The 21,417-nt window shown below is 68.4% G+C and carries 16 protein-coding genes, 2 rRNA genes and 1 riboswitch; of the genes, 12 read left to right on the forward strand and 6 right to left on the reverse strand.

The annotated features are described in order from the left end of the window. Positions 1-65: 65 nt before the first annotated feature. Together Aiant_RS23315 and rrf are read left to right on the forward strand one after the other, a co-directional pair. Positions 66-3,143: ribosomal RNA gene (locus Aiant_RS23315) — 23S ribosomal RNA — on the forward strand. A gap of 106 nt (positions 3,144-3,249) precedes the next feature. After that, a 5S ribosomal RNA gene (gene rrf / locus Aiant_RS23320) occupies positions 3,250-3,366 on the forward strand. Positions 3,367-3,496: 130 nt separating this feature from the next. On the opposite strand, the gene Aiant_RS23325 is transcribed toward rrf, so the two are convergent. Together Aiant_RS23325 and Aiant_RS23330 are read right to left on the reverse strand one after the other, a co-directional pair. Further along, positions 3,497-4,114: a hypothetical protein gene (locus Aiant_RS23325; protein WP_189328988.1), complete on the reverse strand. Its 618-nt coding sequence runs from the start codon at positions 4,112-4,114 to the stop codon at positions 3,497-3,499. A gap of 153 nt (positions 4,115-4,267) precedes the next feature. Beyond that, positions 4,268-4,804: a TetR/AcrR family transcriptional regulator gene (locus tag Aiant_RS23330; RefSeq protein ID WP_189328989.1), complete on the reverse strand. Its 537-nt coding sequence runs from the start codon at positions 4,802-4,804 to the stop codon at positions 4,268-4,270. Positions 4,805-4,935: 131 nt separating this feature from the next. Between Aiant_RS23330 and Aiant_RS23335 the strand changes: the two genes are divergently transcribed. Together Aiant_RS23335 and Aiant_RS23340 are read left to right on the forward strand one after the other, a co-directional pair. Then, complete coding sequence (locus Aiant_RS23335) at positions 4,936-5,805, forward strand: oxidoreductase (protein ID WP_425322611.1); 870 nt, start codon at positions 4,936-4,938, stop codon at positions 5,803-5,805. Next, positions 5,792-5,882, forward strand: a riboswitch (ZMP/ZTP riboswitch). (Overlaps the previous gene by 14 nt.) A gap of 20 nt (positions 5,883-5,902) precedes the next feature. Beyond that, positions 5,903-7,327 carry a glycine hydroxymethyltransferase gene (locus Aiant_RS23340; RefSeq protein ID WP_189328991.1) on the forward strand — a complete coding sequence of 475 codons (1,425 nt, stop codon included), beginning with the start codon at positions 5,903-5,905 and terminating at the stop codon, positions 7,325-7,327. A gap of 5 nt (positions 7,328-7,332) precedes the next feature. Here Aiant_RS23340 and Aiant_RS23345 read toward each other — a convergent pair whose 3' ends face one another. Beyond that, a complete protein-coding gene (locus tag Aiant_RS23345) occupies positions 7,333-8,265 on the reverse strand; it encodes a hypothetical protein (RefSeq protein ID WP_189328992.1) in 933 nt (310 codons plus the stop codon). 419 nt (positions 8,266-8,684) lie between these two features. Between Aiant_RS23345 and Aiant_RS23350 the strand changes: the two genes are divergently transcribed. The 4 genes from Aiant_RS23350 to Aiant_RS23365 all read left to right on the forward strand — a co-directional run bounded on the left by Aiant_RS23350 (position 8,685) and on the right by Aiant_RS23365 (position 13,832). After that, positions 8,685-10,880, forward strand: coding sequence for a discoidin domain-containing protein (locus Aiant_RS23350; RefSeq protein ID WP_189328993.1), 2,196 nt, complete (start codon positions 8,685-8,687; stop codon positions 10,878-10,880). Positions 10,881-11,011: 131 nt separating this feature from the next. After that, positions 11,012-12,034, forward strand: a complete 1,023-nt coding sequence (locus Aiant_RS23355; RefSeq protein WP_189328994.1) for a sugar ABC transporter substrate-binding protein — start codon at positions 11,012-11,014, stop codon at positions 12,032-12,034. Next, positions 12,007-13,053 carry an ABC transporter permease gene (locus Aiant_RS23360; protein WP_229829866.1) on the forward strand — a complete coding sequence of 349 codons (1,047 nt, stop codon included), beginning with the start codon at positions 12,007-12,009 and terminating at the stop codon, positions 13,051-13,053. Before Aiant_RS23355 ends, Aiant_RS23360 begins: the two co-directional genes overlap by 28 nt. Beyond that, positions 13,050-13,832, forward strand: a complete 783-nt coding sequence (locus tag Aiant_RS23365) for an ATP-binding cassette domain-containing protein (protein ID WP_189328995.1) — start codon at positions 13,050-13,052, stop codon at positions 13,830-13,832. Before Aiant_RS23360 ends, Aiant_RS23365 begins: the two co-directional genes overlap by 4 nt. A 17-nt stretch (positions 13,833-13,849) precedes the next feature. On the opposite strand, the gene Aiant_RS23370 is transcribed toward Aiant_RS23365, so the two are convergent. Together Aiant_RS23370 and Aiant_RS23375 are read right to left on the reverse strand one after the other, a co-directional pair. Continuing rightward, the gene (locus tag Aiant_RS23370) at positions 13,850-14,521 is read right to left on the reverse strand and encodes a response regulator transcription factor (RefSeq protein WP_189328996.1); all 672 of its coding nucleotides are present in this window, start codon (positions 14,519-14,521) and stop codon (positions 13,850-13,852) included. Beyond that, the gene (locus tag Aiant_RS23375) at positions 14,518-15,636 is read right to left on the reverse strand and encodes a sensor histidine kinase (protein WP_189328997.1); all 1,119 of its coding nucleotides are present in this window, start codon (positions 15,634-15,636) and stop codon (positions 14,518-14,520) included. The genes Aiant_RS23370 and Aiant_RS23375 overlap by 4 nt, the downstream gene beginning before the upstream one ends. A 111-nt stretch (positions 15,637-15,747) precedes the next feature. On the opposite strand from Aiant_RS23375, the gene Aiant_RS23380 reads away from it, so the two are divergent. Then, the gene (locus Aiant_RS23380) at positions 15,748-16,440 is read left to right on the forward strand and encodes an ABC transporter ATP-binding protein (protein ID WP_189328998.1); all 693 of its coding nucleotides are present in this window, start codon (positions 15,748-15,750) and stop codon (positions 16,438-16,440) included. Beyond that, positions 16,437-17,153, forward strand: a complete 717-nt coding sequence (locus Aiant_RS23385) for an ABC transporter permease (protein ID WP_189328999.1) — start codon at positions 16,437-16,439, stop codon at positions 17,151-17,153. Before Aiant_RS23380 ends, Aiant_RS23385 begins: the two co-directional genes overlap by 4 nt. Positions 17,154-17,215: 62 nt before the next feature. Here Aiant_RS23385 and Aiant_RS23390 read toward each other — a convergent pair whose 3' ends face one another. Next, the gene (locus Aiant_RS23390) at positions 17,216-18,445 is read right to left on the reverse strand and encodes an outer membrane protein assembly factor BamB family protein (protein WP_229829867.1); all 1,230 of its coding nucleotides are present in this window, start codon (positions 18,443-18,445) and stop codon (positions 17,216-17,218) included. 79 nt (positions 18,446-18,524) lie between these two features. On the opposite strand from Aiant_RS23390, the gene Aiant_RS23395 reads away from it, so the two are divergent. Both Aiant_RS23395 and Aiant_RS23400 read left to right on the forward strand, forming a co-directional pair. Continuing rightward, positions 18,525-20,483 (forward strand): putative bifunctional diguanylate cyclase/phosphodiesterase, encoded by a 1,959-nt coding sequence (locus Aiant_RS23395; RefSeq protein ID WP_189329000.1) that lies wholly within the window; start codon positions 18,525-18,527, stop codon positions 20,481-20,483. Then, a complete protein-coding gene (locus tag Aiant_RS23400) occupies positions 20,480-21,382 on the forward strand; it encodes an ABC transporter substrate-binding protein (RefSeq protein WP_189329001.1) in 903 nt (300 codons plus the stop codon). The genes Aiant_RS23395 and Aiant_RS23400 overlap by 4 nt, the downstream gene beginning before the upstream one ends. Positions 21,383-21,417: the final 35 nt, after the last annotated feature.

Consider the following 21,417-nt stretch of genomic DNA (forward strand, 5'->3'; position numbering starts at 1 on the left):
GATCGGGTTGTGGGTTGGTCGTTGGTTGAGAATTGCACAGTGGACGCGAGCATCTTGTTTTCTGTGGTTAAGTTGTCAAGGGCGAACGGTGGATGCCTTGGCACCAGGAGCCGATGAAGGACGTGGGAGGCCGCGATAGGCCTGGGGGAGCTGTCAACCTAGCTGTGATCCCAGGGTGTCCGAATGGGGAAACCTGGCACGAGTCATGTCGTGTCATCCGCACCTGAATTCATAGGGTGTGTGAGGGGAACGCGGGGAAGTGAAACATCTCAGTACCCGTAGGAAGAGAAAACAACCGTGATTCCGTGAGTAGTGGCGAGCGAAAGCGGATCTAGCCTAAACCGAGACCGTGTGATACCTGTCAGGGGTTGCGGTTTCGGGGTCGTGGGACCTGCTCGAATGTACTGACATGCATTCAAAGAGTTACAAAGCTAGCTGCTAGTTGAACGGTGTGGGAAAGCCGACCGTAGAGGGTGAGAGTCCCGTAAACGAAAGTTTCTAGCCTCTTTGCAGTGTTCCCGAGTAGCAGCGGACTCCTAGAATCTGCTGTGAATTTGCCAGGACCACCTGGTAAGGCTGAATACTTCCTGGTGACCGATAGCGGACTAGTACCGTGAGGGAATGGTGAAAAGTACCCCGGGAGGGGAGTGAAATAGTACCTGAAACCGTTCGCCTACAATCCGTCGGAGCCTTTAGGGGTGACGGCGTGCCTTTTGAAGAATGAGCCTGCGAGTTAGTGGCATGTGGCGAGGTTAACCCGTGTGGGGTAGCCGTAGCGAAAGCGAGTCTGAATAGGGCGTTTTTAGTCGCATGTTCTAGACCCGAAGCGGGGTGATCTAGCCATGGGCAGGTTGAAGCGTGGGTAAGACTGCGTGGAGGACCGAACCCACCAACGTTGAAAAGTTGGGGGATGACCTGTGGTTAGGGGTGAAAGGCCAATCAAACTCCGTGATAGCTGGTTCTCCCCGAAATGCATTTAGGTGCAGCGTCGTGTGTTTCTTGCCGGAGGTAGAGCACTGGATGGTCTAGGGGGCCCACAAGCTTACTGAAATCAGCCAAACTCCGAATGCCGGTAAGTGAGAGCGCGGCAGTGAGACTGCGGGGGATAAGCTTCGTAGTCGAGAGGGAAACAGCCCAGATCGCCAGCTAAGGCCCCTAAGCGTGTGCTAAGTGGAAAAGGATGTGGGATCGCATGGACAACCAGGAGGTTGGCTTAGAAGCAGCCACCCTTTAAAGAGTGCGTAATAGCTCACTGGTCAAGTGGTTCCGCGCCGACAATGTAGCGGGGCTCAAGCACACCGCCGAAGCTGTGGCATTCACACTTTGTGTGTGGATGGGTAGGGGAGCGTCGTGCAGCGGGTGAAGCGGCGGAGTGATCCAGTCGTGGACGCTGTACGAGTGAGAATGCAGGCATGAGTAGCGAATGAAGGGTGAGAACCCCTTCCGCCGGATGACCAAGGGTTCCAGGGCCAGGCTAATCCGCCCTGGGTGAGTCGGGGCCTAAGGCGAGGCCGAGAGGCGTAGTCGATGGATAACGGGTTGATATTCCCGTACCCGCAAAGAAACGCCCAAGACGAACCTATCTGTACTAACCACGCAAAGCGCCGGCGGTCTTCGGACCAATGGTGTGGAGTCTGGGACCTCGGGTGGTAGTAGTTTAGTGATGGGGTGACGCAGGAAGGTAGATGATCCCGGCCGGTGGTTGTGCCGGGGTAAGCGTGTAGGCCGTGTCATAGGCAAATCCGTGACACATATAGGTTGAGACGTGATGCCGAGCCGTTCTGGTGAAGTCATTGATCCTATGCTGCCGAGAAAAGCCTCTAGCGATGTTTCGAGCGGCCCGTACCCTAAACCGACACAGGTGGTCAGGTAGAGAATACCGAGGCGACGGGTGAACTGTGGTTAAGGAACTCGGCAAATTGCCCCCGTAACTTAGGGAGAAGGGGGGCCGGACGCGTGAAGCCCCTTTGCGGGTGGAGCGTGGTATGGCCGCAGAGAGCAGGGGGAAGCGACTGTTTACTAAAAACACAGGTCCATGCCAAGTCGTAAGACGATGTATATGGACTGACGCCTGCCCGGTGCTGGAACGTTAAGGGGACCTGTTAGCCCGCAAGGGCGAAGCGGAGAACTTAAGCGCCAGTAAACGGCGGTGGTAACTATAACCATCCTAAGGTAGCGAAATTCCTTGTCGGGTAAGTTCCGACCTGCACGAATGGCGTAACGACTTCCCCACTGTCTCAACCACAGGCCCGGCGAAATTGCAGTACGAGTAAAGATGCTCGTTACGCGCGGCAGGACGGAAAGACCCCGGGACCTTTACTATAGCTTGACATTGGTATCTGAATTCGATTGTGTAGGATAGGTGGGAGACTGTGAAGCTCGGACGCCAGTTCGGGTGGAGTCGTTGTTGAAATACCACTCTGTTGGGTTTGGGTATCTAACTTGCGGCCCTGATCGGGTCGAGGGACAGTGTCTGGTGGGTAGTTTAACTGGGGCGGTTGCCTCCTAAAGGGTAACGGAGGCGCCCAAAGGTTCCCTCAGCCTGGTTGGCAATCAGGTGTTGAGTGTAAGTGCACAAGGGAGCTTGACTGTGAGACTGACGGGTCGAGCAGGGACGAAAGTCGGGACTAGTGATCCGGCACTTGCGTGTGGAAGCGGTGTCGCTCAACGGATAAAAGGTACCCCGGGGATAACAGGCTGATCTTCCCCAAGAGTCCATATCGACGGGATGGTTTGGCACCTCGATGTCGGCTCGTCGCATCCTGGGGCTGTAGCAGGTCCCAAGGGTTGGGCTGTTCGCCCATTAAAGCGGTACGCGAGCTGGGTTTAGAACGTCGTGAGACAGTTCGGTCCCTATCCGCCGTGCGCGTTGGATACTTGAGAAGGGCTGTCCCTAGTACGAGAGGACCGGGACGGACGAACCTCTGGTGTGCCAGTTGTTCTGCCAAGGGCACGGCTGGTTGGCTACGTTCGGAAGGGATAACCGCTGAAAGCATCTAAGCGGGAAGCTCGCTTCGAGATGAGGTATCCCACCACCTTTGAGTGGGTAAGGCCCCCAAGAGACTATTGGGTTGATAGGCCGGAGATGTAAGCACGGTAACGTGTTGAGTTGACCGGTACTAATAGGCCGAGGGCTTAACCACCCTAAATTTTATGCTTAGCGTCCACTGTGTGATTCACAGCAAACGAACAACCACCCCGGTTGGTGAACAGCCACCTGGGTTGCTGGTTGGTTCTGCTGATGGCTGTTTCGGTGGTCATAGCGGAGGGGAAACGCCCGGTTACATTCCGAACCCGGTAGCTAAGCCCTCCAGCGCCGATGGTACTGCACTCGGGAGGGTGTGGGAGAGTAGGACGCCGCCGGACTCAACGTGAATGGAACGCCCACCCTTTCGGGGGTGGGCGTTCCTTTTTTATGCCCGGAAAAGGCGCCACGCTGAGCACCAGCAGCCCCGTGCCGGCTGGGGCTCAGCGTGGCCGGCTCCATTTGTGGCGGTTACTCGTAACAGTCTTGGTCTTTGTGCTCGAGGCCCAGTTCGATGACCTTGTCGTTGTCGAAGGTGAAGCGGTAGTTCACGGCGCCGGAGGCCCGGGCCCAGGCGCGGCCGTCTCCGGTTCGTTCTGGCTCGTCGATGTCGCTGCCCTCGAAGGAGGGGTAGGCAGCACGGACCTGGTCCAGTGTGCTGCCGAAGCCGATTCCTTCGGGGGTTTGCATGTCTCCGTAGGCCTGGATCGCGACGACGCCGAGTCGCGGCGAGTGCGTCACCGCGCCCGCGGGGCTTTCAGGCGCTCCCTTGAGGTGGGAGTTTCCGCAGGCCTCGGGGCCGTCGTAGTTTTCGTACCCGGTGATCAGGCCGGTAGCCGTTGCCTGGGCGAGGGTCATTCCGATCTTCAGGGCGCCGAGACCGGTGGGGCCGATGGTGCGCAAGGCCGGCGGTAGCGCTGGAGTCGTCGGTGGAGAACTGCCCGGAGTCGGGGGCTTCGCCGCGGAAAAGGCCGAGGAAGTGGGAGTTGCGGCTCCGACAGGTACTGCCGCGCCGTCCAGGTGCTGTGGCCCGGCGGCGCATCCGCTCACCACGGCTGCTGCCGCAAGGATCGAGACCAGACGTCGCATCGCTTGCCCCCAGTCGGCTCTGTCTCGCTGTCATAGGGTCCGATGCTGGCGCGCCTTGACGAGTTCTCCAGAATTCATAACGGAAAGATAACGACCGCCGTCAATGCGGCCCGGTTGTCCTAGAACTCAGGGCGCACGGCGGACTCGGTTGCGCTACGCGGCGGGGGCCGGTCGAAGGCCGGCGGTGACGATGGTGAGCATCCGGCTCTGGTCCGGGGCGGCTATGCAGGCGGTCAGGAGAGCCTTGAGGTCGGCTTGGGTCACGTCGGGGCGGACGGTGCCGGCGGCCTGGGCGGCGGTCAACAGCTGGTGTTCGGCGCCTTCCAGGTCGTGGCCGGGGGTGGCGGCGGCCGCGGCCTCGACGTTGAAGCCCGCGCCGGTCAGCGCCTCGGCCAGGCCTCGGTTGGCGGTGGCCTGGCCGGCCAGGTAGGCGAAGAACGTGTAGAAGGCGGTCCCCGGTGGTTCGGTGGCCATGGTGGTGTGGGCCTTGGCGACGATCTCTTCGACCTTGGCCAGGACTATCGCGGCGTAAAGGGACTCCTTGGTCGGGAAGTGGCGGCTGACCGTGCCGGTTCCGACGCCGGCCCGGCGACCGATCTCGGCGATCGAGACGGTGAGGCCCTCGGTGGCGAAGGCCTGCATGGCGGTCTCGATGACCTTGGCGCGGTTGCGCTCGGCGTCGGCTCGCATGGACAACCTCCATCGACAAACGGGATGGCCGTCCCGTATCGTCGAATAAGCGGGACGTGCGTCCCGATTCTAGGAGGTGTGGCATGTGGAGTTCCACTGACATCCCTGACCTTGGGGGACGGGTCGCGCTCGTGACCGGGGGGAATTCCGGGATCGGGCGGGAGACGGCTCGGGAGCTGGCCGCGCATGGGGCCACGGTGGTGATCGCGGGGCGGGACCGGGAGCGTGCCGACGCGGTCGCCGGTGAGCTGGGTGGGCGGGCTGAGGCCCTGCACCTCGATCTCGGGTCGCTGAGATCGGTGCGGCGGGCGGCCGGCGAGTTCCGGAGCCGGTTCGAGCGGCTGGACCTGCTGATCAACAACGCGGGCGTGATGATTCCGCCGTATGGGCGTACCGAAGACGGGTTTGAATTGCAGTTGGGGGTCAATCATCTGGGGCATTTCGCGCTGACCGGGTTGTTGCTGGATCTGGTGCTGGGGACGGCGGGGGCCCGGGTGGTGACCGTGAGCAGCAATGGGCACAGGGGCGGGGTGATCGGGTTCGACGATCTGCAATCGGAGCGGGATTACCGGCGGATGCGGGCCTATCGGCAGTCGAAGCTGGCGAATCTGCTGTTCGCCTTCGAGTTGCAGCGGCGGTATCCCGGGGTGGTGAGTGTGGCCGCGCATCCGGGGGCGGCTCGGACCGGGCTGATGCGGACCAGCCCCTGGTTGTTCCGGTTCGTGGCCTCCCGGCGTACGAAATGGTTGTTCTCGTGGTTGATCCAGAGTGAAGGGGACGGGGCGCAACCGGTGTTGCGGGCCGCGACCGACCCGGGGGTCCGGGGTGGGGAGTATTTCGGGCCGGACGGGTGGGGCGAGTTCACCGGGCGGGCGACGCGGGTGGCCGCGGCCGAGGAGGCGTACGAGCCAATTTCGAGTCGGCGGCTCTGGATCGAGTCGGAGCGGCTAACCGGTGTGACCTACCCGGTGGGCGCCGGTATGCTGGCGGACGGGCCGTGACTGGCGCGTTCGGATGGTTGACCATCGGGGAGCGGCCTCGTCGAGACGACGACTTGCCGTGCGCCTGGGCCTCTTACCTACGTGATAGGGAGGTCCCATGTCTGAGTTGAATGCCGAGTCGATCGCTTTCCGTTCTGCCCTTGAGGTGGTCCGGTCTGTCGAGCCGCGTATCGCGGACGCGATCGCCAAGGAGCTGACCGATCAGCGCGAGTCGCTGAAGCTGATCGCGAGCGAGAACTACGCTTCCCCGGCCGTCCTGCTCGCCATGGGCAACTGGCTGTCTGACAAGTACGCCGAGGGCACCATCGGGCGGCGGTTCTACGCCGGCTGCCAGAACGTGGACACCGTCGAGTCGGTTGCCGTGGAGCATGCCAAGGCGTTGTTCGGCGCGCCGTACGCGTACGTTCAGCCGCACTCCGGCATCGACGCGAACCTGGTCGCCTACTGGGCCATCCTGGCCGACCGGGTCGAGGTGCCGTATCTCAAGAAGTTCGAGAAGCGGCAGATCAACGACCTGACCGACGCCGAGTGGGCCGAGCTGCGCCAGGCCTTCGGCAACCAGCGGCTGCTGGGCATGTCGCTGGACGCCGGTGGTCACCTCACCCACGGGTTCCGGCCGAACATCTCCGGCAAGATGTTCGACCAGCGCTCGTACGGGGTGGACCCGGCGACCGGCCAGATCGACTACGCCGCGCTGCTGGAGACCGCGAAGGAGTTCAAGCCGGCGGTGATCGTCGGTGGGTACTCGGCGTATCCGCGGAAGGTGAACTTCGCCAAGATGCGGGAGATCGCCGACGCCGTGGGCGCGACCTTCATGGTCGACATGGCGCACTTCGCCGGTCTGGTCGCCGGTGGCGTGTTCACCGGGGACTACAACCCGATCGAGCACGCGCACATCGTCACCACCACCACGCACAAGAGCCTGCGCGGCCCGCGCGGTGGCGCCGTGTTCTGCCAGCCGGAGCTGTCGTCGCAGGTCGACCGCGGCTGCCCGATGGTGCTCGGCGGCCCGCTGCCGCACGTGATGGCCGCCAAGGCGATCGCGTTCGCCGAGGCGCGCCGGCCGGAGTTCGCGAGTTACGCCCAGCAGATCGTCACGAACAGCCAGGCGCTCGCCGAGGGCCTGCTCAAGCGTGGCGTGCAGCTGGTCTCCGGCGGCACCGACAACCACCTGGTGCTGATCGACGTGCACCCGTTCGGGCTGACCGGCCGGCAGGCGGAGCAGGCCCTGCTGGACAGCGGCATCGTCACCAACCGCAACGCCATCCCGTCCGACCCGAACGGCGCCTGGTACACCTCCGGCATCCGGGTCGGCACCCCGGCGCTGACCAGCCGCGGTCTGGGCGTCGCCGAGATGGACCAGATCGCCGAGCTGATCCACACCGTGCTGGCCGGCACCACGCCGGACGCCACCTCGAAGGCGAAGTTCACGCTGGACCCGGCGCTCTCCGAGGGCATCGCGAAGCAGGCGTCCGACCTGCTGGCGCCGTTCCCGCTCTACCCCTCGGTCAGCCTCGGCTGATCGCGTCACCCGTCGAAACCCGTCACGGCCTCCCCGGCCGTGGCGGGTTTCCGCGTTTCCAGGATCCGGGTGACCAGGAAGTGCAGCAGGGTGCTGTGGATCCGCTCGGTGTGTCCGGGCCGGCGCAGCTCCAGCGACCAGTGGTCGGGGTTGTCCGGGTCCTCCCGGGACGGGTCGGGCTCCATGAGCCAGCAGAGTTCGCCACCGTCGGCGGTGGTGGCCATGACGCTGTCCGGCAACCGGTGGCGCAGGGCGGGGCCGGCCGCGTCCGGCTTCCGCAGCTGGTCCGGGGGGACCAGGGTGAGATCGCCGAGGGTGGCGAAACCGTAGGTGTCCAGCAGCCAGCGGTAGTCGGACGGCAGCGGCTGAGCGACCGCGCTCGCGTCGGCCGGGGTGACCGATGCCGGCGGTGGGATCAGGGCGGTGAGCCGTCCGGTCAGGTCCGCGCCCCAGGTGAAGTCCACCATGGACAGGATGTCCAGGCCGCTGTCGTGCTGCACGGTCGCCAGGCTGACCGCCCAGTGGCCGGCGCGCAGGCGGTGGGGCACCGGGCCCCAGACGCCGAGCGGGTCGGGTGCGAACGGATCGGCCGGCGCCAGGTCGAGGTGCTCGGCGACCGCGTCGACCAGTGCGTCGGAGTCGAGGTAGGGCTGGTCGGTCGCGGTGTCGAGGGCATCGGCGTCCGGGTGGTCGTCCGGGTCGAGCTCCCGGGGGTCGCCGAAGTTGCCCAGGTAGACCTCGATGGTGCCGTCCCTGGTCAGCGCGATCATCCCGGCGGCCCGGAGAAACCGGCCCGGCTCCCAGCCCAGGGCGACCAGTAGGTCGTCGAGCCGGCGCCCGGAGAGGGGGTCGGGGTGGCGGGCCAGCTCCGTGGCGAGAGCCAGGAGGCGGGCGCCGGCGGCAGCGGGGTCGGTCACGGACGGCTGAGGGAAAGTCACCGGATCATGATGCCCGGGTCGGGAGCGCCGGACCGTCGAGCGGGTTGCTCGCGGCGGCGCGGGGGCGGCCTCGACGGTGCACGCTCCCACGGGGGCTGGTTTCGTACGGAAATAGAGGGTTGTGAAGGCTTTTGAGAGTTGTGGCGAGACTCGGCGGAACCGGTTTCGGAAGAGGTGTTATCGATCGCGATGAAACACGTCATGACAATTGTTACCGAGGCGCTGACCTGCGAAAACGATCGGGGCGGGTGCGTCGGAGGTGTAACAGAGGGGCTGGCCGGTACCGGTTCCGGAACCTCGCAACATCCTGGACATCTGTTGGTAACGGCTCTTAGCGTCGTGGCCTGGGTGAGCGCTCTCCCATTGCTGGTCCCCAACCTGCTAGACCCCCCTTCTCGTCCTCCCCCTAGGAGACCCCCATGAGACGCTCCCGCTGGCGGAGCGGCGCGATCGTCGGCGTGACAGCCGCTGTCGTCGCCGGTTATGCCGCGATCACCATGACCGGAGCCTCGGCGGCGGAGACGCTGCTGTCGCAGGGCAAGCCGGCCACCGCCTCGTCCACCGAGGCGTCCGGCGCCTACCTGGCGTCCGAGGCCGTCGACGGCAACCTCGGCAGCCGCTGGTCCTCCGCCTTCTCCGACCCGCAGTGGCTCCAGGTGGACCTGGGCAGCTCGCAGTCGATCAGCCGCGTCGAGCTGAACTGGGAAACGGCCGCCGCGAAGGCGTTCCAGATCCAGGTCTCGGAGAATGCGTCGAGCTGGACGTCGATCTACTCGACCACCACCTCGACCGGTGGCAACCAGAACCTCACGGTGAACGGCACCGGTCGCTACGTGCGGATGTACGGCACCCAGCGGACCACCGGCTACGGCTACTCGCTGTGGGAGTTCAAGGTCTACGGCGGCGGGACCACCACGCCGACCTCGCCGACGCCGTCGACGACCCCGTCCGGCCCGGTCCTGCCCGGTGGCGGCAGCCTCGGCGCCCAGGTGACCGTCTTCGACCCGAGCATGTCGAGCGCGACCATCCAGGCCCAGGCCGACGCGATCTTCAAGCAGCAGGAGACGAACCAGTTCGGCACCCAGCGCAACCTGCTGGCGTTCAAGCCGGGTGTCTACAGCGGCCTGAACATCCAGGTCGGGTTCAACACTTCGGTGATCGGTCTCGGTCAGAACCCGCAGGACGTGCGGATCAACGGGGACATCACCGTCGACGCCGGCTGGTTCAACGGCAACGCCACCCAGAACTTCTGGCGGTCGGTGGAGAACATCTCGCTCTACCCGGTCTCCGGGGCGAACCGGTGGGCGGTCTCCCAGGCGGCACCGTTCCGCCGGATGGACGTGCACGGTGACCTGAACCTGGCGCCGAACGGCTACGGCTGGGCGTCCGGCGGCTACATCGCCGACTCGCGGATCAGCGGGGTCGAGGGGCAGTACTCGCAGCAGCAGTGGTTCACCCGCAACAGCCAGATCGGCTCGAACTCCAACGCGGTGTGGAACCAGACCTTCGTCGGTGTGCAGGGCGCCCCGGCGAGCAGCTTCCCGAACCCGCCCTACACCACGATCGGGCAGACCCCGGTGATCCGGGAGAAGCCGTACCTGTACCTGAACGGCAGTGACTACGCGGTCTTCGTGCCCAGCCTGTCGACCAACTCGTCCGGTGTGAGCTGGGCGAACGGCAACACCCCGGGCACCAGCATCCCGCTGAGCCAGTTCTACGTGGCGAAGCCGGGCGACAGCGCGGCGACGATCAACCAGGCGCTCGCGCAGGGCCTGAACCTGATCTTCCAGCCGGGTGTCTACCACGTGAACCAGACGATCAACGTGACCCGGGCGAACACCGTGGTGATGGGTCTCGGATACGCGACCATCATCCCGGACGGCGGCGTCACCCCGATGCAGGTGGCCGATGTGGACGGCGTGAAGGTGGCCGGCCTGCTCTTCGACGCGGGCACCACCAACTCGGCGAACCTGCTGGTCATCGGCCCGAACGGGTCGTCGGCCAACCACGCGGCGAACCCGACCACGGTCCAGGACGTGTTCTTCCGGATCGGCGGCTCGATCGCCGGCAAGGCCACCAACAGCCTGCTGGTGAACAGCAACAACACGATCATCGACCACATCTGGGCGTGGCGGGCCGACCACGGCAACGCCGGGACGTACGGCTGGAACGTCAACACGGCTGACAGCGGCCTGATCGTGAACGGTCAGAACGTGACGGCGTACGGCCTCTTCGTCGAGCACTACCAGAAGTACGAGGTGGTCTGGAACGGCAACGGCGGCAAGACGTTCTTCCTCCAGAACGAGCAGCCGTACGACCCGCCGTCGCAGGGTGCCTGGCGCAGTGGCGCCAACGGGTACGCCGCGTACAAGGTGGCGGACTCGGTGACCAGCCACGAGGCCTGGGCGCTGGGCAGCTACTGTTACTTCAACGTGGACCCGAGCATCCACTCGAACAACGGCTTCGAGGTTCCGGTGAACTCCGGCGTCAAGCTGCACAACCTGCTGACCGTCTCGCTCGGCGGCAACGGCACGATCGACCACGTCGTGAACAACACCGGCGCCGCGGCGCAGGGCACCGCGACCGTTCCGGTCTACCTGAACAGCTTCAACTGACAGGTCCGTAAGTGATCGGGGGTCGCCGTCCGGCGGCCCCCGATCACTTTGCGCAACAGCTTGTTGACATCTCGTAGCCGGGAGGCGTCTACTCCACAAACAACGTTGTCCCTCGATGTAGCGGAGGCAACATGCGCAGGCTGATGGCGGTCGCGGGCTGCGTGACGCTGGCGCTGGCCGGCGCCGCCTGCAATCGAGGCACCGGGGAACCGGTGGCCGGGCTGATCACCAAGACCGATACCAACCCGTTCTTCGTGACCATGAAGAAGGGCGCCCAGCAGGCCGCCGACCAGCAGGGGCTGGAGTTGCAGACGTTCGCCGGGAAGGTGGACGGCGACAACGAGAGCCAGGTCCAGGCGATCGAGAACCTCATCTCGTTCGGCGCCATCGGTTTCCTGATCACGCCGAACGACTCGAAGGCGATCGTGCCCTCGCTGGACCGGGCGCACAAGGCCGGCATGCTGGTGATCGCGCTGGACACCCCGGTCGATCCGCCGGACGCCGCGGACGCCACCTTCGCCACCGACAACTACCAGGCCGGGAAGCTGATCGGCGAGTGGGCCAAGGCGAAGTTCGCCAAGGACGGCAAGCAGGCGAAGATCGCGATGCTCGACCTCAACCCGAACCAGGTCTCCGTCGACGTCAAGCGGGACCAGGGCTTCCTCGCGGGGTTCGGGATCCCGAACGGCGACCCGAACAAGATCGGCGACGAGAACGATCCGCGCATCTCCGGGCACGACGTCACCGACGGCAACGAGGAGGGTGGGCGTACCGCGATGGAGAACCTGCTCCAGAAGGATCCGTCGATCAACCTGGTCTACACCATCAACGAGCCCGCCGCGGCCGGGGCGTATCAGGCGCTCAAGGCGGCCGGCCGGGAGAAGGACGTCACCATCGTCTCGATCGACGGCGGCTGCCCGGGTGTCGACAACGTGGCGAACGGCGTCATCGGGGCCACCTCGATGCAATTCCCGATCAAGATGGCCGAGCTCGGCGTCGAGGCGATCGCGCAGTACGCCAAGGACGGCACCAAACCACAGAACACCGCCGGCAAGGACTTCGTGGACACCGGCGTTCAGCTGATCACCGACGACCCGCAGGCCGGCGTGGAGGCGAAGGACTCCGCGTGGGGCAAGCAGAACTGCTGGGGGTGAGCCACATGGCGACGACCGCCGCCGACTTCGAGGTACGCCGGCACGACTCGTTCGGCCTCCGCGTGCAGCACACCCTGCACGGCAACCCGGTGCTCGGGCCACTGGCCGTGCTGATCCTGGCGATCATCGCGTTCTCGATCGTCAACGTCCGTTTCTTCTCCGCGGCCAACCTGTCCCTGGTGCTGTTGCAGGTCACCGTGATCGCCACGATCGCGCTCGGGCAGACGCTGATCATCCTGACCGCCGGGATCGACCTGTCGGCCGGCGCGATCGCGGTCTTCTCGTCGGTCCTGATGGCGCAGTTCTGCGTCAAGGCCGGGATGCCGGCGGTGCTCGCGCTGCTGCTCGGGTTCGCCTGCGGCACCGCGATGGGCGCGCTCAACGGGATGCTGGTCACCCGGATCAAGCTGCCGCCGTTCATCGTCACGCTCGGCACGCTGACCATCTTCTTCTCGCTGAACTCGGTGGTCAGCAACAGCGAGACGGTACGCGGGTCGGACATGCCGCCGCTGATGACCTGGACCGGGGACGCGTTCGGGATCGGCGGCTTCCAGCTGACCTACGGCTCGATCATCATGCTGCTGCTGTTCGGATACTTCTTCTACGCGCTCGGGCGGACCGCCTGGGGCCGGCACGTCTACGCCACCGGCGACGACGTGGAGGCGGCCCGGCTGGCCGGCATCCGGACCGGCCGGGTGCTGTTCTCGGTCTACACGGTGGCCGGGCTGCTGTACGCGATCGGCGGCTGGATCCTGATCGGCCGGCTCGCCTCGGCCAGCCCGAACGTCGGCACCGAGTACAACCTGGACTCGATCACCGCGGTGGTGCTCGGCGGGACCAGCCTGTTCGGCGGTCGCGGCGGGGTGCTCGGCACGCTGATCGGCGCGCTGATCGTCGGGGTGTTCCGCAACGGGTTGCAGCTGGCCGGGGTCGAGGTGGTCTGGCAGGGCTTCGCCATCGGCCTGCTGGTGCTGATCGCGGTCTCCCTCGACCAGTGGATCAGGAAGGTGAAGGGATGACCTCGCCGGTTTTGCAAGCCAAGGGCCTCACCAAACGGTACGGGCGGGTCGTCGCGATCGACGGCAGCGACCTGGAGCTGATGCCGGGCGAGATCCTCGCGGTGATCGGGGACAACGGCGCCGGCAAGTCGAGCCTGATCAAGGCACTGTCCGGCGCGCTGATCCCGGACAGCGGCGAGATCCGGCTGGACGGGGAGCCGGTGCAGTTCCGCAACCCGATGGAGGCCCGTACGGCCGGCATCGAGACGGTCTACCAGACCCTGGCCGTCGCGCCCGGCCTGGACATCGCCGACAACCTGTTCCTCGGCCGGGAGGAGCGCAGGCCCGGACCGCTGGGATCGATCTTCCGGATGCTGGACCGGCGGCACATGCGCGACGAGGCCGCCCGGCACATGAGCGAACTGGGTGTGGCCACCCTGCAGAACATCGGGCAGGCCGTCGAGTCGCTCTCCGGCGGTCAGCGGCAGGCGGTCGCGGTGGCGCGAGCCGCGGCGTTCGGCAGCAAGGTGGTGATCCTCGACGAGCCGACCGCGGCGCTCGGCGTCAAGGAGGGCAACCGGGTGCTCCAGCTGATCCGGGACGTCCGGGACCGGGGCCTGCCGGTGATTCTGATCAGCCACAACATGCCGCACGTCTTCGAGGTCGCGGACCGGATCCACATCCAGCGGCTGGGCCGCCGGATCGCGGTGATCACCCCGTCCTCGCACTCGATGTCGGACGCCGTCGCGATCATGACGGGGGCGGCTCCGCCGCCCGGGGCGGAGGAACCGGCGCAGTGACCTGGCGGCGCAGGCCGTCAGAGTGATCCGCTGGGCCGGATCAGGCCGGCCTCGTAGGCGGCGATCACCAGCTGCGCCCGGTCGTGCGCGCCGAGCTTCTGCATCGTGCGGTTCACGTGTGTCTTCACCGTGTGCGGGCTGATCGTCAGGTGCTCGGCGATGCCGTCGTTGGACAGGCCCGAGCCGACCAGCAGCAGCACCTCGCGCTCCCGGTCGGTGAGCTCGGCCAGGCGTTCCGGCGCGGGCGCGACGCCGTGCTCGGGGCGGGCCAGGTACCGCGCGATCAGGCTGCGGGTGGCGGCCGGGGTGAGCAGGGCGTCGCCGCGGTGCACCACCTCGACGGCGCGCAGCAGCTCGGCCGGTTCGGCGCTCTTGCCCAGGAAGCCGCTCGCGCCGCAGCGCAGCGCGGCGAACACGTACTCGTCGATCTCGAACGTGGTCAGGATCAGCACCCGCACGCCGGCCAGCGCCGGGTCGCCGGTGATCAGGCGGGTGGCGGCCAGGCCGTCCAGCTCCGGCATCCGGATGTCCATCAGCAGCACGTCGGCGCCGGGGGAGCGGGCCAGCGCGACCGCCTCGTGCCCGGTCCGGGCGGTGCCGGCCACGGTCATCCCGGGGGTGGCCTCGATAAGCGTGGCGAAGCTCGCCACCAGCAGCGGCTGATCATCAGCGAGACCGACTCTGATCATGCGGCGAGGCCGGTGGGGAGGGTGGCGCTGACCCGGAAGCCGCCGATCGCGCGGGGCCCGGCGTGGAACTCGCCGCCCAGGGCGGTGACCCGCTCGCGCATGCCCAACAGGCCGTGCGCGGGGGTATCCACAGCATCGTCCACAGGTTTATCCACAGAAGGGCGGTCGTTTTCCACAACCACGGTGAGGACGCCGGACTCGTGCCGGAGGGTGAGCCGGACCGCGGTGGGGCCGGCGTGCCGGGCGACGTTGGTGAGCGACTCCTGCACGATCCGGTAGGCGACCACGTCGGCGGCCGGTGGGATCGGCGGGGCGGCTTCCTGGCGTACGAAAAAGATCTCCAACCCGGACCGGCGGAAGGCGGTGAGCAGATCGTCGAGCGCGGCCAGGCCGACCGCCGGCTCGACCGGCGCGGCCGGCTCGCCGGGCCGGCGCAGCAGGCTCACCGCGTCGCGCAGCTCGGCCAGCGCGTCCCGGCTGCCCCGGCGGATCTGCTCGAACGTCTCGCCGGCCGGTTCGCCGGCCGCGAGATGGGCGGCCACCCCAGCCTGCACGTTGATCAGCGCCAGGTGGTGGCCGACGCTGTCGTGCAGGTCACGGGCGATCCGCAGGCGCTCGGCGGCCAGCCGCTCCTCGGCCCGCAGCAGCACCTCGGCCAGGTAGAGCCGGCGGTTGCGGGCGGCCTCGCCGGCGGCTACCGCGACCCCGCCGAGCGCGGCCAGCGCCAGATTCTCCGGGCCCAGCCAGTGATCGGCGCGGACCGCGGTGTGGAAGGCGCCGATCGCGGCCACCACCAGGCAGGCGACCAGCCACGAGTGCCGCCGCCCGCGCGCCTCGACCACGGTGTACAGGGCGAGCAGCGGCGCGGCCAGGATCAGCAACCCGGCGCCACCGGGCACCCGGGCCAGGTAGCCCTCGGCGGCGACGGTGCTCGCCACCAGCACCGGCAGCGACCGCCGGCGCCGCCAGATCAGCGGCAGGCAGGTGGCGGCGATCAGGGCGAGCGCCACCCCGTTGCGCAGGTGCCCCGGGAAGGCCGAGGTGATCAGCACGACCAGGGCGATCGTCGCCGCGACCGCGGCGTCCAGCACCTGTGGACGGGCGTGGAACCGCATGTCCACACGGTACGGTCCGGGGCGCCGGCTGGGGATACCGCGAGCGCGGTATCCCCAAGATGACCCCGCCGGGCGACTCGCCGGGGCCGGGAACGCGGAACAGTCGGCGGCATGACCGACATCGAGCTGCGGGGCCTGACCAAGAGATTCGGGACGGTCGCCGCCGTACGCGAACTGACCTGCACCATCACCCCCGGAGTAACCGGATTCCTGGGCCCCAACGGGGCCGGCAAGACCACCACCCTGCGGATGCTGCTCGGCCTGATCCGGCCGACCGCCGGCACCGCCGTGATCGGCGGACGCGCCTACCGCGACCTGGACCGCCCGCGCCGGGTGGTCGGCGCCCTGCTGGAGGCCTCCGGTTTCCACCCCGGCCGCACCGCCCGGCAGCACCTGCTGGCCACCGCCGAGTCGGCCGGCCTGCCCCGGACCCGGGTCGACCTGGTGCTCGACGAGGTGGAGCTGACCGCCGACGCGAACCGGCGGGTCGGCGGCTACTCGCTCGGCATGCGGCAGCGGCTCGGGCTGGCCGGCGCGCTGCTCGGCGACCCGGAGGTGCTGATCCTGGACGAGCCGGCCAACGGCCTCGACCCGGCCGGGGTGGCCTGGCTGCGAACCCTGCTGCGGAACCTGGCCGCGCAGGGCCGCACCGTGCTGATCTCCAGTCACGTGCTGGCCGAGGTGCGACAGACCGTGGACCGGGTGCTGATCGTCGGGGACGGGGCGCTGCGGTACGCCGGCCCGCTCACCGGACTGGACGACCTGGAGTCGGCGTTCCTCCGGCTGACCGGGAGCGCGTCATGATCGCCGCGGAGTTCCGCAAACTGCGGACCGTGCGCAGCACCTGGCTGCTTCTGATCACCGCACAACTGGTCGTGGCGGCCGGGGTCAGCGGGCTGATGACCAGCCAGGCCGACGCGCTCACCCCCGAAGGGCAGCGCGACGCGATCGCCCACGCCGGCCTGGTCTCGATCTTCGCGCTGGTGCTCGGGATCCTCGCCGTGGCCGGCGAGTACCGGCACCGGACGATCACCGACACCTACCTGACCGAGCCGCGCCGGGAGCGGGTCGTGCTCGCCAAGCTGGCCGTCAACGTCGTTGCCGGTCTGGTCTTCGGCCTGGTCGCGGCGACCGTCGCGGTGACCGCCACGGCGATCTGGGTGGCCGCGAAGGGCGGCACGATGGCCTGGAGCGCCGACCTCTGGCAGACGGCCGGCGGCGCGGTCGGCTGGAACGTCGCCTTCGCCGCGCTGGGCGTCGGGGTGGGCGCGCTGGTCACCAATCCGCTCGCCGCGATCGCCGGCTCGCTGGCCTGGATCGCCCTGATCGAGGGGATCGTCGGTCAGCTGTTCGAGCACGCGCTGCGCTGGCTGCCGTTCCGGCTCGGGCCGGCCCTGGAGGGGCTGGGCGGGCAGGGGTTCCCGTCGGCCTGGTCGGCCGGGCTGGCGCTGAGCGGCTATGCCGTGGCGTTCGTGGCGGCCGCGGTGGCCACCACGATCCGCCGGGACGTCAGTTGAAGGTGGCCACCACGATCCGCCGGGACGTCAGTTGAAGGTGGCCACCACGATCCGCCGGGACGTCAGTTGAAGGTGGCCACCCGGTGGCGGGCGGCGCCGCCGATCATGGTGAAGTCGCCGCCCGCCGCGATCACGCCCAGCGACCGGCTGGCGGCCAGCGCGCGGACCCCCTGGATGCCGTTGGCCTGCGGGGCCCAGTCGGTCAGGTCGCCGTCGCCGTCGATCGCGGCGAGCTTCACGCGGGACCGGGAGTCGTCGTCGCAGTCGCCGAACTTGTCGACGTTCGCGCTGGTGCAGGCCCGGTCGAAGTGCCCGCCGACGTAGGCGGTGCCGTCCAGCGCGGCGACCGCCTGCACGTCGCCGTCGAAGGTGCGCGACCAGCGCGGCCGGCCGTCCACGGTCCACGACTCGGCCCGGCCGCCGAGACCGCCCAGCCCGGCGTAGACGCCGTCGCCGTCGACCGCCACCGCGTAGACGACCGCGGCGGGTTGCGGCCGGAAACCCCGGACCAGGGCGCCGCTGCGGGCGTCGACCGCGGACAGCCGCCGGGTCGAGGCGACATTGTTCGTACGGTGGAAGCTCCCGCCCAGGTACACCCGTCGTCCCGCCGTGGCCAGCGCGTAGACCGGCGCGTCCGCGGCCGGCGTCCAGTCCTCGTCCAGCTCGCCGTCGGAGAGCCGGAACGCGGCCAGCCGGGTGCGATCCTCGTCGTCCACCGCGGTGAAGTCGCCACCGAGGTAGAGGCGGCCGTGCGCGACGGCGAGCGCCCGCGGCGACCCGTCCACCTCGTGCGCGAACTCGCCCAGCTCACCGGTGCCGGCGTCGAACCGGGCCAGCGCGTCGCGGTCCTCGCCGGACACGGTGCCGAAGTCGCCGGCCGCGTAGACCGAGTCGCCGGTGGCGGCCAGGGCGCGTACCGTCCGGTCGGCGGTGGGGGCCCAGTCCAGCAGCTCGCCGCTGCGCGCGTCGAACGCGGCCAGCCGGGCCCGGGCCACCCGGCGCCCGTGCGTGGTGGCCGAGGTGAAGTTCCCGCCGACGTACACCGTGCTGCCGCGGAACGCGACCGCGTAGACCGAGCCGTTGAACGCGGGCAGGGCCGGCGACTCGGCGCCGACCTGCGCGGCCCGGGCCGGTGACAAGCCGGCTTGCGCGGCCCGGGCCGGGCCGGCCTGCGCCGCGTGGGCCGGTGACAGGCCGATTTCCGCGGCCCGGGCCGGTGACCAGCCGAGGAGTGTTCCGGCCAGCACGACGCCGGCGGTGAGCGCGACCCGCAACCGCTGAGAGATACGCATGCCGGGTCAAACGGCGCGGCGCCCGCCGGGGATGCGGCGAAATTCTCAGCCGGTACCGTCCGGCGTCGATCAGTCACGCATGCGGTTGCGCCGAGTCCCCCGGCGGACAGGTGCGCGGACCAGTTCCCGCCTGTTCGCCACCTATGCTGCCGCCAGCCTGATTCCGGTGATGGTGCTGGGCGCGGTGATGTGGCAGGGCTACCGCCGGGACGCCACCGAGCAGGGCCGGCGGCAGGGGCTGGCGCAGGCCGCGGTGATCGCCGAGATGGCGGTCGCCCCGGCGATGGACGGCGCCGACCTCGACCACGGGCTGACCACCAGCCAGTTGGAGGGCATGCGCAAGGCCACCGAGCTGGCCGTCTTCCACGGCTCGATCCTGCGGCTGCGGGTGCGCGGGTTCACCGGGCAGGTGGTGTTCTCCGACGACGGATCGACCGGCGGCGGGGTGCCGGTGGAGGACCCGGACTTCCGGGCCGCGGCGGCCGGTGGATCGCGGGTCAAGGTGATCGGCGGGCCCGGGCAGGAAGTGATCCGGGTGGTGCAGCCGCTGGTGGCCAGCGCGTCCGGGCAGGCCATCGGGGTGCTGGAGCTGTATCTGCCGTACCAGGGGATCGCCGCGCAGTCGCGGGCGCAGCTCGCCGGGTTCGCCCAGCGGGTGGCGGCCGGCCTGGCCGCCCTGTACCTGGTCCTGGCCCTGCTCGCCTGGTGGACCACCCGGTCGCTGGGCCGGTACGCGGCCCGTCAGGAGTACCACGCCACCCACGACATGCTGACCGGGCTGCCGAACCGGGCGGCGTACCGGACCCGGGCCGAGCGGGTGCTCGCGGACGCCGAGCGGGACGGCGGGCACGGCGCCGTGGTGCTGCTCGACCTCAACCGGTTCAAGGAGGTCAACGACACGCTCGGGCACCACGCCGGCGACGAGCTGCTCCAGGTGGTCGCCACCCGGCTGCGCGCCGGGCTCGGCGAGGACGACCTGCTGGCCCGGCTGGGCGGCGACGAGTTCGCCATGCTGCTGCCCGGGCGGGACGCCGCGCAGGCGGTGGCGGTGCTGGAGCGGATCCGTGACCGGGTCGCCGAGGAGCTGGTGCTGGACGGCGTGCCGCTGAGCATGGAGGCCAGCTTCGGCATCGCGCTCTACCCCGAGCACGGGACCGGGTTGCAGGACCTGAAGCTGCGCGCGGACGCCGCCATGTACCACGGCAAGCGCGGCACCGAGGACATCGTGGTGTTCGCCGGCGGCGCGGCCGGGCACCCGCACCAGTGGCTGAAGATCCAGGCCGAGCTGCGGCACGCACTGGAGCGGGACGAGCTGGTGCTCTGGTACCAGCCCAAGGTCGGCCTGCCGGACGCCACCATCACCGGGGTCGAGGCCCTGGTCCGCTGGCAGCACCCGGAGCGCGGGCTGCTGCCGCCCGGCGAGTTCCTGCCGGCCGCCGAGCACTCCGGGCTGATCGCGCCACTGACCGAGTGGGTGCTGCGCCGCGCGCTGGCAGACCAGGCCGGCTGGACCGCCACCGGCCGGGACTGGACGCTCTCGGTCAACGTGTCGGCCCGCAACCTGGACGCGCCCGGATTCGTCGGGTACGTCGCCGCCCTGCTCGCCGAGACGGGGGCCCGGGCGGACCGGCTGATCCTGGAGGTCACCGAGACGGCGCTGGCCGGGGACGTGGACACCGCGGTCCGGGCGGTCAAAGCGCTCGGCGAGCTCGGCGTGGGCATCTCGGTGGACGACTTCGGCACCGGGTACACCAGCCTGTCGCACCTGCGCGGGCTGCCGATCAGCGAGATCAAGGTCGACCGGGCGTTCGTCGCGGACGTCGACCGGGACCCGCAGAGCCAGGCGATCGTCCGCTCGGTCATCGAGCTGGCACACGGGCTGGGCAGCCGGGTCACCGCCGAGGGCGTGGAGACCCGGGACATTCACCGCTGGCTCGTCGCGGCCGGCTGCGACGAGGCACAGGGCTGGCTGTACGGCCGGCCGGTGCCCTGGCCGCAGGTCGCCGTCGAACCGATCACCGAGAGGACCGCCCGATGAACATCCTCCGCCGCGCTCTGGCGCTGACCGGGGTGCTCGCCGTGTTCGCAGTCGGTGGCTGCGACGCCGCGATGAAGAACGAGGAGAGCGGCGGCCTGGACCTCACCGGCTCGATCACCGCCGACCAGACGTTGCGTGCCGTGCTGCCGCAGAGCATCCGGGACCGCGGGTTCATCCGGCTGGTGACCGACGCCAGCTACGCGCCGATGGAGTACTTCGCCGCGGACGGGCGGACCATCATCGGCTTCGAGCCGGACCTGGCCGCCGCGCTCGGCGCGGTGCTCGGCATCCGGCTGGAGATGGTGGTCGGCGACTTCGCCACCTCGCTGGAGGAGGTGAAAAAGGGCACCTACGACGGGGTGTTCTCGTCGATGACCGACAGCGCCGAGCGGGAGAAGAAGGCGGACTTCGTCAACTACTTCAGCACCGGGACGGCGATCCTGGTGCAGCGCGGGAACCCGCGGGGCATCCGGAACCTGAGCGACCTGTGCGGGAAGACGGTCGCGGTGGAGGCCGGCACGTACCAGGAGGGCATGCTCGCCCGCCGGCAGAAGCGCTGCGGCCCGGACCCGATCGTCGTCTCCGCGCTGAAGACCAACGCGGACGCCCTGGTGCACCTGCGGACCGGGCGCGCGGTGGCCGTGCTCAACGACTTCCCGCCGGCGTCGTACCTGGTCAACGACGCCCGGACCAACATGTACTACCAGCTGGTCTCGGACATGCAGTACGAGACCGGGCTGTTCGGGATCGCGGTGTCGAAGAGCAACCCGCAACTGCGGGACGCGCTGCGGGGCGCCTTGCAGCGGCTGATCAACACCGGGACGTACGGCGAACTGCTCAAGCGCTGGGGCCTCGACTCCGGCGCGGTGACCCAGGCGACGGTGAACGCCGGCAATTGACAACTGTTGGAGCTATACACGTGTGTAGTAGGCTG

Source organism: Actinoplanes ianthinogenes (assembly GCF_018324205.1).
GTDB lineage: Bacteria > Actinomycetota > Actinomycetes > Mycobacteriales > Micromonosporaceae > Actinoplanes > Actinoplanes ianthinogenes.

Excerpts from the sequence above, each read along its gene's own strand:
- Aiant_RS23400 (WP_189329001.1), top strand. The coding sequence starts at position 20,480 with ATGAACATCCTCCGCCGCGCTCTGGCGCTGACCGGGGTGCTCGCCGTG.
- Aiant_RS23340 (WP_189328991.1), top strand. The coding sequence starts at position 5,903 with ATGTCTGAGTTGAATGCCGAGTCGATCGCTTTCCGTTCTGCCCTTGAG.
- Aiant_RS23390 (WP_229829867.1), bottom strand. The coding sequence starts at position 18,445 with ATGCGTATCTCTCAGCGGTTGCGGGTCGCGCTCACCGCCGGCGTCGTG.
- Aiant_RS23380 (WP_189328998.1), top strand. The coding sequence starts at position 15,748 with ATGACCGACATCGAGCTGCGGGGCCTGACCAAGAGATTCGGGACGGTC.
- Aiant_RS23350 (WP_189328993.1), top strand. The coding sequence starts at position 8,685 with ATGAGACGCTCCCGCTGGCGGAGCGGCGCGATCGTCGGCGTGACAGCC.
- Aiant_RS23375 (WP_189328997.1), bottom strand. The coding sequence starts at position 15,636 with ATGCGGTTCCACGCCCGTCCACAGGTGCTGGACGCCGCGGTCGCGGCG.
- Aiant_RS23365 (WP_189328995.1), top strand. The coding sequence starts at position 13,050 with ATGACCTCGCCGGTTTTGCAAGCCAAGGGCCTCACCAAACGGTACGGG.
- Aiant_RS23370 (WP_189328996.1), bottom strand. The coding sequence starts at position 14,521 with ATGATCAGAGTCGGTCTCGCTGATGATCAGCCGCTGCTGGTGGCGAGC.
- Aiant_RS23395 (WP_189329000.1), top strand. The coding sequence starts at position 18,525 with ATGCGGTTGCGCCGAGTCCCCCGGCGGACAGGTGCGCGGACCAGTTCC.
- Aiant_RS23385 (WP_189328999.1), top strand. The coding sequence starts at position 16,437 with ATGATCGCCGCGGAGTTCCGCAAACTGCGGACCGTGCGCAGCACCTGG.
- Aiant_RS23325 (WP_189328988.1), bottom strand. The coding sequence starts at position 4,114 with ATGCGACGTCTGGTCTCGATCCTTGCGGCAGCAGCCGTGGTGAGCGGA.
- Aiant_RS23355 (WP_189328994.1), top strand. The coding sequence starts at position 11,012 with ATGCGCAGGCTGATGGCGGTCGCGGGCTGCGTGACGCTGGCGCTGGCC.
- Aiant_RS23330 (WP_189328989.1), bottom strand. The coding sequence starts at position 4,804 with ATGCGAGCCGACGCCGAGCGCAACCGCGCCAAGGTCATCGAGACCGCC.